The sequence below is a fragment of the Micromonospora yongxingensis genome (genome assembly GCF_052601155.1).
Map to the genome: position 1 here is coordinate 123,510 of NZ_JBQXEO010000021.1, position 12,140 is coordinate 135,649.

Genomic DNA, 12,140 nt, shown 5'->3' on the forward strand with positions numbered 1-12,140 from the left:
GGCGCGCGTCCTCGATTCAGGGGTCTACCAGGAGATCGATGACGCGCTCCGCCCGCGCGTCGTCACGCACCGTCGCCGGCGAGCTGACGCTGCTTGCGCCAACGGATACCGGCTTCGATGAAGCTGTCCAACTCACCGTCGAAGACCGAGGTCGGATTGCCGGTCTCCTGCTCGGTTCGGAGATCCTTCACCATCTGATACGGGTGCAGGACGTAGGACCGCATCTGGTCCCCCCACGAGCCGGCGGCGTTCTCCTTCAGCCCTTCCAGCTTGGCCTGCTCCTCCTGGCGCTTGCGCTCCAGCAGCCGGGCCTGGAGCACCCGCAGCGCGGAGGCCTTGTTCTGCAACTGGGACTTCTCGTTCTGGCAGGTCACCACGATGCCGGTCGGGATGTGCGTGAGCCGCACCGCCGAGTCGGTGGTGTTGACGCTCTGCCCACCCGGGCCGGACGACCGGTAGACGTCGACCCGCATCTCGTTCTCGGGGATGTCGATGTGGTCGGTCTGCTCGGTGACCGGCAGGACCTCGACACCGGCGAAGCTGGTCTGCCGGCGGCCCTGGTTGTCGAACGGGCTGATCCGGACCAACCGGTGGGTGCCCGACTCGACGCTGAGCGTGCCGTACGCGTAGGGCACCTTGACCGCGAAGGTGGCCGACTTCAGGCCCGCCTCCTCGGCGTACGAGGTCTCGTAGACCTCCGTCGGGTAGCCGTGCCGCTCCGCCCAGCGCAGGTACATCCGCAGCAGCATCTCGGCGAAGTCCGCCGCGTCCACGCCACCCGCACCGGCCCGGATGGCGACCAGCGCCTCCCGGGAGTCGTACTCGCCGGAGAGCAGGGTGCGGACCTCCATCTCCTGGATGGCCTTGGTCAGCCCGGTGATCTCCGCTTCGACCTCGGTCAGCACACCCGGGTCGGATTCGGCCTCGGCCAGCTCCAGCAGCACCTGGGCGTCGTCGAGCCGGGAGCGCAGGCTGCCCAGCTTGCTGATCTCGCCGTTGACGTACGACAGCTGCGAGGTCACCTGCTGAGCCTTGGCCTGGTCGTCCCACAGGTCGGGGGCGGACGCCTCCTGCTCGAGCCGGGCCTTGTCCTCGTGCAGACGGTCAAGGTTGAGGACGGCCTCGATGTTTCGCAGGGTCGCGTCGAGTTCCTTGAGCTGTTCGGCATAATCGGCAGCGGTCACGACAGACAAGCGTACTGTGCCGTAGGCCAAGCAGCTCGTTCCCTATGGGCGGACCCGCCGGAGATCACCCGACGGGGGCGGACTTCAGCCACGACAGGGCCGCCCGATGGTAGGCGACGGCGAACTCCAGCGCGCTGGCGTCGTACGTCTCCCCGTCCCGTTTGGCGTTCTTGACCTGTTCCCGCACCTGCGCCAGGGCCTCGGTGTGGTACTCGTTGGCGGAGGCGTACAGGCTCTTCAGCTGGCTGGCGGAGTGCAACTCGCCGAAGGCCATCCGGAGCGCTATCGGGTTGCGGATGGTGTCCCGCCCCGGGTTCTCCGTCAGCCAGCGGGAAAATGTCCGTTTCCCGCTGGCGGTGAGGGAGTACGGCTGACTCATCCGCGGCCCGGGCTTGCCCAGCCGCACGAGACCCCGCTCGGCCAGCACCGGCAACTCGCGGTAGACCTGGCTGCGGGTCATCGACCAGTACGGCGCCAGACGGCGCTCAGCGGCGGCCATCAACTGACCGCCTGTCATCGGGCCCTCATGGAGCAGCCCGAGAAGGGCCGCCGCCGTAGGGTTGACTCCGGAATCCGCCATGCCCACTACGCTGCCACTTTGCGCTCGCGGCGTCCAGGATTTGGCGGTTTGCCACCCGACAGGACTTCCTATGTGCACTGTCGGCGACAGACTGTCCGTTGAGGACTATCGATGGCTTGGCGCCGGTGGCCGACCGCCGGCGGCGTCACGCGCGCCACCGGCGGTCCGTCGCCGGTCAGCCCATGTGGGGGTACGTGTGGTCGGTCGGCGGCACGAAGGTCTCCTTGATCGTCCGCGGCGACAGCCAGCGGACCAGGTTGAGCCAGGAGCCCGCCTTGTCGTTGGTGCCGCTGGCCCGGGCGCCGCCGAACGGCTGCTGCCCGACCACCGCGCCGGTCGGCTTGTCGTTGATGTAGAAGTTGCCGGCCGCGTACCGCATCCGCTCGCCGACCGCGTCGATCACCCGGCGGTCGGTGGCGAACACCGACCCGGTGAGCGCGTACGGCGCGATCGACTCGGCCTGTGCGACCACCTCGTCGAAGCGGGAGTCGTCGAACACGTGCACGCCCAGGATCGGCCCGAAGTACTCGGTGGTGAAGGTCTCGTGGGCGGCGTCGGAGCACTCGAAGAGCGTCGGCCGGACGAAGTACCCGACCGAGTCGTCGGCGGTGCCGCCGGCCAGCACCCGGCAGGTGTCGTCGCCCGCGATCAGCTCCAGGGCGGCGGTGTGCCGGGAGAACGCCTTGTCGTCGATCACCGCGCCGCCGAAGTTGCCGAAGTCGGCGACGTCGCCGTAGGTCAGCGAGTCGGTGGTGGCGGCCAGCCGGTCCCGCAGACCACCCTCCCAGAGCGAGCGCGGCACGTACGCCCGCGAGGCCGCCGAGCACTTCTGGCCCTGGTACTCGTAGGCGCCACGGATCAGCGCGGTGTGCAGGGCGTCCACGTCGGCGCTGGTGTGCGCGACCACGAAGTCCTTGCCGCCGGTCTCGCCGACCAACCGCGGGTAGCCCCGGTAACGGGCGATGTTGTCGCCGACGGTCCGCCACAGCTGCTGGAAGACCTTGGTCGAGCCGGTGAAGTGGATGCCGGCCAGGTCCGGGTCGGCGAGCACGACGTCGGAGACCTCCTCGCCCCGGCCGGTGACCATGTTGATCACACCGGGCGGCAGGCCAGCGGCCTCGAACAGCCGCATGGTGAAGTGCGCGGCGAACTGCTGGGTGGGGCCCGGCTTCCAGATCACCGTGTTGCCCAGCAGGGCCGGCGCCGACGGCAGGTTGCCGGCGATGGCGGTGAAGTTGAACGGGGTGACCGCGTAGACGAAGCCCTCCAGCGGGCGGTGGTCGAAGCGGTTCCAGACGCCGGGCGAGGAGGCCGGCTGCTCCTCGAGCAGGCGCCGGGCGAAGTGCACGTTGAACCGGAGGAAGTCGATGAACTCGCAGGCGGCGTCGATCTCCGCCTGGATCGCGGTCTTCGACTGGCCGAGCATCGTGGCGGCGTTGAGGGTGTCCCGCCACGGACCGGCGAGCAGCTCGGCCGCGCGCAGGAAGATCGCGGCACGCTCCTCGAACGGCAGGGCCCGCCACATCGGAGCGGCGTCCTTGGCCGCCTTGATCGCGGCCCGGGCGTCGTCGTGGGTGGCGTGCGCGGTCACGCCCAGCACGTGCGCGTGCCTGTGCGGCTGCACCACGTTGATCGAGTCGCCGGCGGCCATCCGCTGCTCGCCGCCGATGGTCATCGGCAGGTCGATGCGCTCGGCGGCGAGCTCGGTCAGCCGCCGCTGGAGCCGCTCCCGGTCGGGGCTGCCCGGCTCGTAGTTGCGAACCGGCTCGTTGCGCGGCTCGGGTACGGAGAACACGGCGTCCATCAAAGGCTCCTGGCGATCTCGACTGCGGTGGCGAAACCGGACCCGCGGGGACCGACCGGACGGCCGGACACCGGACGCCGCACGGGAGGGCCGAGCAGCGGCGGGACCTCCCGCGATTGTTCCACGTGGGGGTCCCCGCCTCTCCTTCACCATCACCCACCAGCGAAGGACCGCCACACCCCTCCTCCCCTTACCGAGGAGGCGTGGGGTGGAGGACCACCCGGAGGTCGGGCATCCCCGCGGTGGGAGCCGGACGGGCCGGGCGGACCGCGACCGTCCCGGGGCGGCGGGGCACCCAGCCGGCCCGCGTACCCTGAATGGTCGGTGACCTGCCGCCTCGAAGGGGAGACGATGACCAAGCAGCCCGGCCGCGCCCCGGCCGCGGAGTCGGACGACCCGGCGGTCGACGCGGCCACCCCCAGCGCCGGGCCCGTTCCCGCGCCCGGTGCCGCGGTGCTCGCGCTGCTGGCGCTCGCCTGGCTCGCCGCCATGCTCTGGTCGACCCGGGAGGCCATCACCTCGTCGGCGGCCGGGGTCACCGCGATCAGCCTCTCCGCGTTCGCCCTGCCCGGTGTGATCTCAGCCGCGCTGGTGGCCGGGGCCGCCGTCGCCCTGGCCTTCGGAAACCTGCTCGCCAGCCGGTACGGCGACCGGTCCACCCTGCGGTTCGTCGGGGCGATCGGTGCGGGAATGGTGGTCGGGCTGGCCGCCGCGCTGGCGATCAACCTCACCTACTTCGACACGTCGACCACCAACGTGATCGCCGGCACCACCGCCGCCGCGGCGATCATCGGTGGCGCGGCCGCCGGCGCGCGGACCGCCCCGGCGGTCGGTGCGGTGGCTGCCGCCGCGCTGGGCACGCTGGTCTTCGTGGTCGCGTTCAGCCCTGCCCGGGACCCGCTCTTCGACCTCTTCGGCGCGGGCGACAGCCAGGAGTCGCTGGTGGACGCGGCCAAGTGGGTGTCGCGCACCGAGTCGCTCCTCGCCGGCCTGCTCGCCGGGCTGCTCGCCTTCGGCTACCTGAGCTGGGCACGACGGCGGGCCGTCCGCCGTGACCCCGGGACGCCGGCGCTGCGCTGGCCGGCGTACCTGCTGGCCGGTGCCGGGCCGGGGCTGCTCCTGCTGCTCGCCGAGGTGATCATCCGGATCGGCGGCCGGTCGCTGCTCGACCTGGCCAGCGCGCTGAGCGAGGCGGACGCCGTGGCGCAGACCTCGCTGGGCACCTCACGGGTGGACAACGGCATCTGGGTGCTCTTCGTGGGGGCGCTGACCGCGCTCATCGCGTTCGGCCGCACGCTCAGCCCGGCCCACACCGACGACGAAACCGCTCCGGTTGGCGCCGACCCGGCCCAGGCGCACCCGTTCGACTCGGATCCGGCCGACACGGAGCCCGCCGACGCCGATCAGGCCGGGGCCGACCCGGCACGCTGACCGCCCGCCGGCCTCAGCCGGCGGCGCGCAGCAGCAGGTCCAGCTCGGTCACGTCGTACCACTCCAACTCGTGGTCCTCGGCGCTGTCGACCGTGAACTGGGCGTCCGGGTCACCAGCCGCCGCCTCGGCCACCACGTCCGCCGCCGCCGCGACCTCCTCGACCGCGTCCGCGCCGTCCACATGGATCGCCGCGACGGCGCCCACCGGCACGGCCTCGGCCAACGTCACCGTGCTGGATCCCAGCTCACCATCGCCCCGGCCGATCGCGGCCGCGGGTAGGTCGACCGAGACGACGACCCGGCGGCGGGGCGCGGCCGGGTCGTCCCGGAGCAGGTGCAGCGCGTCCTGGGCGGCGCGGGTGAACGCGACGTACTCCAGCTCCTCCTCGTCGCCCTCGGCGTACCACTCCCGCAGCGCCGGGGTCACCGCGTGCGCCCTGTCGGCCGTCAGCCCCTGCTCCCGCAGCCGGGCCAGCATCGGCACGGTCGCCGGCACGTACACCCGGACAAGCTCGTCGGTCACCGGTCGTCTCCCCGCTCACGTCCTCCACCGGCGGCCGCCGGCACGGGCGCAGATCATGCCGCACGCCGTGACCGTCATACACCCCGCCTCCGGCCGGCGGAAGTTCCCGCACCGGTGTGTCCGCCGCGCTGGCCGGTCGCTGGAGCCGCCCGGTGCTGGGCCGCCGGGGCTGTCGATGGCAAACTGATGCAAACGACACCAACCCCGGGAGTTCCTGTGGAGCCGAGGTTCCTGCTGCTCTCCGACGTCGCCGCCGAGCTGAACGTGTCGGACTCGCAGGTCTACCACATGGTGCGCAGCGGGGAACTGCCGGCGATCAAGATCGGTGGTCGCGGCCAGTGGCGGGTCGAACGCGTTCGGCTGGAGGAGTACATCGCGCGGAAGTACGCCGAGACCGCCGACTGGGTCCAGAACAACCCGCTCGTCGACCGCGACCAGGAGTAGTCCTCAGCCTCCGTTGCGCCATTGACCGCGGCCGCTCCATCACCCAGAATCAGAGCTGTCGGAGGCAAACGAAAGCAAACGCAAGATCAGAGGGGGCAGTGATGAGCGAGCCGCTACCCGGTCCGTCCCGACCACCTGTGCGGCTGCGCCCCGTCCCGCCCATCGACCCCCCGTACGCGGACGAGGCCGACGGTGCGTACTGGCCGGCACCGACCCACGGCCAACTCGCCCTCGACCTGTTCGCCTCGACCCGACCGGATCCGGTCCGGCCGCCGGACCGCCGTGCCGCCCTCCGCCGGGTGCCCACCCGACCCACCACCCACCCGGGCGCACCGCTGCCGCCGGCGACCGCTCCGGAGGCGACCCGCGCCGCGCACCGCTTCGTCGGCACCTGCCTGGAGGTGGTCAACGGCTACAGGTCTCCGGCGCAGCTACGGCCCCTGCTCGACCCGGCCCGGGCCGGTGAGCTGTTGGCCGAGTTGGCCCGGGCGTCGCGTCGCGTCGGATCGCCCCGGCGCCGCGCCGCGCGACCGGTGGTCCGGCTGCTCCGCCTGCGGGTCTGCGAGCCCCGCGAGGCCGCCGTGGAAGCGGCCGCGGTGCTCACCGGCGCGGGTGGCCGGAGCTGGGCGATGGCGCTCCGCCTGGAGCACCGGCGAGGGCGCTGGCTCTGCACCGCCCTCCAGATCCTCTGAGCACACCTGCCGTCGAGGGCCGCCGACAGCGAAGGGCCCCGGCCAGATCGGCCGGGGCCCTCAACTCTGTCGCTCAGGTGCCGTCGTTCAGTTGCCGCCGTTGGGCGCGCCGTGGCAGCGCTTGTACTTGCGGCCCGAGCCGCACGGGCACGGCGCGTTGCGGGACGGGCCGTTGCTGGCCTCCGCCTGGTTCGGTGCCGGCCGACGCGACGCGGCCGACGGGACCGCCGGGCCCCGAAGGCCGGAGGCCGGCCGCTGCGGGGCGGACGGGGCGCTCGACCCCGGTGACGCCGGGGCACCCGGAGCCGGCCGACCCACACCGAGCGCCGGAGCCTGCTGCTCGGCCTGCTCGACGGCCACGGCACCGGGGCTGGACTCGCCGTCGATGGTGGGGGCGGAGTATTGCAGGCCCTGCCGCTGCGGCGCGCGGTTGAGACCCTTGGCTCGGATCTCCACCGGCTTGTCGAGCAGCGCGACCTCCTCCGTGTCCGGCTCCGGCTCGGTCACCTGGACATCGACGTTGTAGAGGAAGCCGACCGTCTCCTCCTTGATGCCGTCCATCATGGTGGCGAACATGTCGAAGCCCTCGCGCTGGTACTCCACCACCGGGTCACGCTGCGCGTACGCCCGGAGGTTGATGCCCTCCTGGAGGTAGTCCATCTCGTAGAGGTGCTCGCGCCACTTGCGGTCGATGACCTGGAGCAGCACCATCCGCTCGAGCTGACGCACCCCCTCGGGGCCGACCTGCTCCTCGCGGCGGTCGTACGCGGCGTGCGCGTCCTCCTTGAGCCGGGCGACCAGGAAGTCGGCGTCCATGCCGGCCCGGGAGCCGCCGGCCTCCTCCTCCAGCTCCTCGATCGTCACGCCGACCGGGTAGAGCTGCTTGAGGCTCGACCAGAGCTGCTCAAGGTCCCAGTCCTCGCCGTAACCCTCGGAGGTGGCACCCCGCACGTACGCCTCGACCACATCGTCGATCATGTTGCGGACCTGGTCGGAGAGGTCCTCACCGTTGAGCACCCGGAGCCGCTCGGCGTAGACGACCTGGCGCTGCTTGTTGAGCACCTCGTCGTACTTGAGCACGTTCTTACGGATCTCGGCGTTCTGGCCCTCGATCTGGGCCTGCGCGCTCTTGATCTGCCGGGTGACCATCTTCGACTCGATGGGCACGTCCTCCGGGATGTTGAAGCGCTCCATGACCGCCTCGACCGCACCGGCCCGGAAGCGCCGCATCAGCTCGTCCTGCAGCGACAGGTAGAAGCGGGACTCGCCCGGGTCACCCTGCCGGCCGGCGCGACCGCGCAGCTGGTTGTCGATCCGCCGGGACTCGTGCCGCTCGGTGCCCAGCACGTACAGGCCACCGGCCGCGGCGACCTCGTCGGCCTCGGCGTCGCAGGCCTGCTTCCAGTTGGGCAGGACCTCCTCCATCGCCTTGGCGTACTCCTCCTCGTTCTCCACCGGGTCGAGGCCACGTTGGCGCAGCTCGTTCGCGGCGAGGAACTCGGGGTTGCCGCCGAGCAGGATGTCGGTGCCACGGCCGGCCATGTTGGTCGCCACGGTGACGGCGCCCTTGCGCCCGGCCTGGGCGACGATCTCGGCCTCCCGGGCGTGGAACTTGGCGTTCAGCACCGCGTGCGGGATGCCCCGCCGGCGCAGCAGCTGGGAGAGGATCTCGGAGTTTTCCACCGAGACGGTGCCGACGAGCACCGGCTGGCCCATCTGGTGCCGCTCGGCGATGTCCTCGATCACCGCGTTGAACTTGGCCTTCTCCGTCTTGTAGATGACGTCCGGCCGGTCCTCGCGGACCATCGGGCGGTGCGTCGGGATGCTCACGACGCCGACCTTGTAGACCTTGTTGAACTCGCTCGCCTCGGTCTGCGCCGTACCGGTCATTCCGGACAGCTTGTTGTAGAGGCGGAAGTAGTTCTGGAGGGTGATGGTGGCCAGGGTCTGGTTCTCCTGCTTGATCTCCACCCCCTCCTTGGCCTCGATCGCCTGGTGCATGCCCTCGTTGTAGCGACGGCCGTGCAGGATGCGACCGGTGAACTCGTCGACGATCAGGACCTCACCGTCGCTGACGATGTAGTCCTTGTCGCGCTTGTACAGCTCCTTGGCCTTGATGGCGTTGTTCAGGTAGCCGACCAGCGGGGTGTTCACCGACTCGTACAGGTTGTCGATGCCGAGCCGGTCCTCGACCTTGGCGACGCCGCGCTCGGTGACCGCGATGGTGCGCTTGGAGTGGTCGACCTCGTAGTCGCCCTCGCCGTCGGTGCCGGGCTGGAGCCGGGCCACCACGCCGGCGAACTCGCCGTACCAGCGGGCCGAGTGCTCGGCCGGGCCGGAGATGATCAGCGGGGTACGCGCCTCGTCGATCAGGATCGAGTCGACCTCGTCGACCACCGCGAAGTTGTGACCCCGCTGGACCAGCTCGTCCTTCGACCAGGCCATGTTGTCGCGCAGGTAGTCGAAGCCGAACTCGTTGTTGGTGCCGTAGGTGATGTCGCACTCGTAGGCGGCCTTGTGCTCGCTGGCCGGCCGGTTGGGCAGCACCACGCCGACGGTCAGCCCGAGGAACTCGTGCACCCGACCCATCCAGGCCGCGTCGCGCTGGGCGAGGTAGTCGTTGACGGTGACCACGTGCACGCCGTCGCCGGAGAGCGCGTTGAGGTAGACGGCCATGACCGAGGTCAGCGTCTTACCCTCACCGGTCTTCATCTCGGCGATGTTGCCGAAGTGCAGCGCGGCTCCGCCCATCACCTGGACGTCGTACGGCCGCTGGCCGAGCACCCGGGCGGCCGCCTCGCGGGCCACCGCGAACGCCTCCGGCAGCAGGTCGTCGAGGGTCTCGCCGTCGGCGAGCCGCTCCCGGAACTGCTCGGTCATGCCGCGCAGCTCCTCGTCGGTGAGGTTGACGTAGTCGTCCTCGATCGAGCTGACGGCGGCGGCGATGGCCTTGAGCCGGCGCACCATGCGGCCCTCGCCCGCGTTAAGGACCTTTTCCAGAATCGACACGGATCAACGCTCCCCTAGACAGTCTCGAACCATCGTAGGCGCTCCATCGGCGCGATGGTCACTGGTGGCGGCGGTCCATCCCGCCGAACCCGACATAACGCGCGCGACGGGAGCGCGCGGGCCGTTATCCGGTTACGCCGTCGGCGAACGTTCCGGCACGATGCAGGAGTGGAGCCTGTGGAGATCATCGAGGACGGCGTGCTGCTGCGCCCCTGGCGGGAGGCCGACACCGACGCCGTGTACCGAGCGTGCCAGGACCCGGACATTCAGCGCTGGACCACCGTACCGCGCCCATACCTGCCGGAGCACGCTCACGGGTTTGTGACCGAGGTGAGCGGACGGGCCTGGGCGGACGGAACCGGGGCACCGTTCGCGGTCTGCGACCCGGCAACCGGCCAACTGCTCGGCTCCTGCGGGCTGGTCTCCATCGACGACGCCGGCACCGCCGTGATCGGCTACTGGACGGCACCGTGGGCGCGCGGCCGGGGGGTGACGGTCCGGGCCGCCCGCGCGGTGGCCCGCTGGTCCTTCGACACGCTCGGCCTGCGCCGTCTGATCTGGCAGGCCGAGGTGGGCAACCACGCCTCCCGGCTGGTCGCGCTGCGGGCCGGGTTCCGGATCGACGGCCGGCTGCGGATGGTCGACGGAACACCGAACGGCGGCGCGGACGGCTGGATCGGGTCGCTGCTGCCCGGGGAGGTGCCCGAGCCCGGGTCGACCGGGCCGGCCGGTGCGGGCACCCTGGCCGCCCGGCGGGCCGCCGTCTTCGGCCGACCGCAGCCCACCCTGTTCGCCACCGCCCGGTCCGGCGAGCTGCGGCTGCGGCCCATGGAGGAGCAGGACCTGGACGCCGTGGTGGAGACCTGCCGCGACCCGGAGACCATCCGCTGGACCACCGTGCCGGACCCGTACGAGCGTGCCGACGCGCAGTGGTACCGGGGCTTCAGCCAGGAGGCCTGGGCGCGGGGGGATGCCGCCTGCTTCGTGATCGCCGACCCGGACGACCGGTACGCCGGCTCGATCGACCTGCGGCTCTCCCCCGCCGACCCACTGCTCGCCGACGTGGGCTTCATGACCGCTCCGGCTGCCCGCGGCCGCGGCCACATGCCGGCCGCCCTGGCCGCGCTGAGCGCCTGGGGCATCACCACGCTCGGCCTGGCCCGGATCGAGTGGAAGGCGAACGTGGGCAACACCTCCTCCCGCCGGGTGGCCGAGAAGGCGGGCTTCGCGTTCGAGGGGACCGCCCGGGGCGGCGTGCAGCACCGGGGTGAGCGGGTCGACGTCTGGGTGGCCGCGCTGCTCGCCAAGGATCTGACGTGACGCCTCAGCGGGTCGTCGAGGCGCACGGCGTACGCCTGCGCCCGTTCCGTTCCGAGGACGCCACCGACGTGGTCGCCGGCTGCGCGGACCCGGTCACCCAGCGTTTCCTGCCGAACCTGCCCACGCCGTACACCGAGACCGACGCCCGCTGGTGGATCGATTCGGGCGCCCCGGCGGCCTGGACCGGGGGCGGCTCGGCCTACGCGGTCGCGGACCCGGCCACCGACCGGCTGCTCGGCGGGATCGGGTTGAGCAACCCGGTGCCCGACCGGGGTCAGGCCGAAATCGGCTACTGGGTGTTGCCGGCGGCGCGCGGGCGGGGGGTGGCCGGCGCGGCCACCCGCGCGCTGAGCGAGCACGCTTTCGCCACCGGGACCGTCCGGCTGGAACTGCTCACCGACCCGGAGAACGGGCCCAGCCAGCGGATCGCGCTCGCCGCCGGCTACCGGTACGAGGGCGTACGCCGGGCGGCAAGCCCGAGCCGGGAGGGCGGCCGGCAGGACCTGCTGGCCTGGGTACGCCTCGCCGACGATCCACCCGGTCCGGCCGCCCGGCCGCTGCCCGACCTGCCGGACGGGCTGCTCACCGACCAGGTGGTGACCCTCCGCAGGCTCGCACCGGACGACGCGGAGCTGATGTACCGGCTGCACAGCCGACCCGAGGTGGTCGCGAACCAGGCGCCACCGGTGCCGCCGGAGCGGGCCGCGATCGAGCGGCGCTGCCGGCTCGCGGAGAGCGGATGGCTGACCGGCGACATCGCCCGGTTGCTGATCCTCGACACGGCCAGCGGCGAGCCGGCGGGCAGTTGCGGGTTGTCGTACACCGACGTGACCAGCGGCGAGGCGTCGGTCGGCTACGCGTTGCTGCCCGAGTGGCGGGGCCGGGGGTACGCGACGCGGGCGGTCCGGCTGCTCGCCGGGTGGGCGTTCGGGCCGGCCGGCATCGCCCGGCTGGTTGCCGGCACCGTGCCGGACAACATCGCCTCGCACCGGGTGTTGGAGCGGGTGGGCTTCCAGCGCGAGGCGCTGCAGCGTGGCAGGCTCCCCGGCCTGGCCGGCACCCGACTCGACGATCTGACCTTCGCCCTGCTGCCGGCCGACCTCCGCTGACAGATCAGGGGGTTGGGGGGGGGGGGGGGGAGGAAAAAACAAAA

10 protein-coding genes are annotated in these 12,140 nt (G+C 71.9%); 5 read left to right on the forward strand and 5 right to left on the reverse strand.

Annotation, left to right across the window (positions count from 1 at the left end; all coding sequences use genetic code 11):
* Positions 1-62 precede the first annotated feature (62 nt).
* The 3 genes from prfB to pruA all read right to left on the reverse strand — a co-directional run bounded on the left by prfB (position 63) and on the right by pruA (position 3,568).
* The gene (gene prfB / locus ACTWLT_RS23540) at positions 63-1,184 is read right to left on the reverse strand and encodes a peptide chain release factor 2 (protein ID WP_252420054.1); all 1,122 of its coding nucleotides are present in this window, start codon (positions 1,182-1,184) and stop codon (positions 63-65) included.
* A gap of 64 nt (positions 1,185-1,248) precedes the next feature.
* Positions 1,249-1,764 carry a PadR family transcriptional regulator gene (locus ACTWLT_RS23545; RefSeq protein WP_089017591.1) on the reverse strand — a complete coding sequence of 172 codons (516 nt, stop codon included), beginning with the start codon at positions 1,762-1,764 and terminating at the stop codon, positions 1,249-1,251.
* A gap of 175 nt (positions 1,765-1,939) precedes the next feature.
* Positions 1,940-3,568 (reverse strand): L-glutamate gamma-semialdehyde dehydrogenase, encoded by a 1,629-nt coding sequence (gene pruA, locus ACTWLT_RS23550; protein ID WP_445320252.1) that lies wholly within the window; start codon positions 3,566-3,568, stop codon positions 1,940-1,942.
* A gap of 351 nt (positions 3,569-3,919) precedes the next feature.
* Here pruA and ACTWLT_RS23555 point away from each other — a divergent pair, with 351 nt between their 5' ends.
* A complete protein-coding gene (locus ACTWLT_RS23555; RefSeq protein WP_445320253.1) occupies positions 3,920-4,999 on the forward strand; it encodes a hypothetical protein in 1,080 nt (359 codons plus the stop codon).
* 13 nt (positions 5,000-5,012) lie between these two features.
* Here the strand turns inward: ACTWLT_RS23555 and ACTWLT_RS23560 are convergent, their stop codons facing one another.
* Positions 5,013-5,522, reverse strand: a complete 510-nt coding sequence (locus ACTWLT_RS23560) for a DUF6912 family protein (RefSeq protein WP_445320254.1) — start codon at positions 5,520-5,522, stop codon at positions 5,013-5,015.
* 186 nt (positions 5,523-5,708) lie between these two features.
* Between ACTWLT_RS23560 and ACTWLT_RS23565 the strand changes: the two genes are divergently transcribed.
* Together ACTWLT_RS23565 and ACTWLT_RS23570 are read left to right on the forward strand one after the other, a co-directional pair.
* Positions 5,709-5,966 carry a helix-turn-helix domain-containing protein gene (locus tag ACTWLT_RS23565; protein WP_445320255.1) on the forward strand — a complete coding sequence of 86 codons (258 nt, stop codon included), beginning with the start codon at positions 5,709-5,711 and terminating at the stop codon, positions 5,964-5,966.
* 101 nt (positions 5,967-6,067) lie between these two features.
* On the forward strand, positions 6,068-6,658 hold the full coding sequence (locus tag ACTWLT_RS23570; RefSeq protein WP_445320256.1) for an Rv3235 family protein: 591 nt from the start codon (positions 6,068-6,070) through the stop codon (positions 6,656-6,658).
* 87 nt (positions 6,659-6,745) lie between these two features.
* Here ACTWLT_RS23570 and secA read toward each other — a convergent pair whose 3' ends face one another.
* Positions 6,746-9,667 carry a preprotein translocase subunit SecA gene (secA, locus tag ACTWLT_RS23575; protein WP_252420066.1) on the reverse strand — a complete coding sequence of 974 codons (2,922 nt, stop codon included), beginning with the start codon at positions 9,665-9,667 and terminating at the stop codon, positions 6,746-6,748.
* 168 nt (positions 9,668-9,835) lie between these two features.
* Here secA and ACTWLT_RS23580 point away from each other — a divergent pair, with 168 nt between their 5' ends.
* Both ACTWLT_RS23580 and ACTWLT_RS23585 read left to right on the forward strand, forming a co-directional pair.
* A complete protein-coding gene (locus ACTWLT_RS23580) occupies positions 9,836-10,987 on the forward strand; it encodes a GNAT family N-acetyltransferase (protein ID WP_445320257.1) in 1,152 nt (383 codons plus the stop codon).
* Positions 10,984-12,096 (forward strand): GNAT family N-acetyltransferase, encoded by a 1,113-nt coding sequence (locus tag ACTWLT_RS23585; protein ID WP_445320258.1) that lies wholly within the window; start codon positions 10,984-10,986, stop codon positions 12,094-12,096. Before ACTWLT_RS23580 ends, ACTWLT_RS23585 begins: the two co-directional genes overlap by 4 nt.
* Positions 12,097-12,140 lie beyond the last annotated feature (44 nt).

Excerpts from the sequence above, each read along its gene's own strand:
- ACTWLT_RS23545 (WP_089017591.1), bottom strand. The coding sequence starts at position 1,764 with ATGGCGGATTCCGGAGTCAACCCTACGGCGGCGGCCCTTCTCGGGCTG.
- pruA (WP_445320252.1), bottom strand. The coding sequence starts at position 3,568 with ATGGACGCCGTGTTCTCCGTACCCGAGCCGCGCAACGAGCCGGTTCGC.
- ACTWLT_RS23555 (WP_445320253.1), top strand. The coding sequence starts at position 3,920 with ATGACCAAGCAGCCCGGCCGCGCCCCGGCCGCGGAGTCGGACGACCCG.
- ACTWLT_RS23565 (WP_445320255.1), top strand. The coding sequence starts at position 5,709 with ATGCAAACGACACCAACCCCGGGAGTTCCTGTGGAGCCGAGGTTCCTG.
- ACTWLT_RS23570 (WP_445320256.1), top strand. The coding sequence starts at position 6,068 with ATGAGCGAGCCGCTACCCGGTCCGTCCCGACCACCTGTGCGGCTGCGC.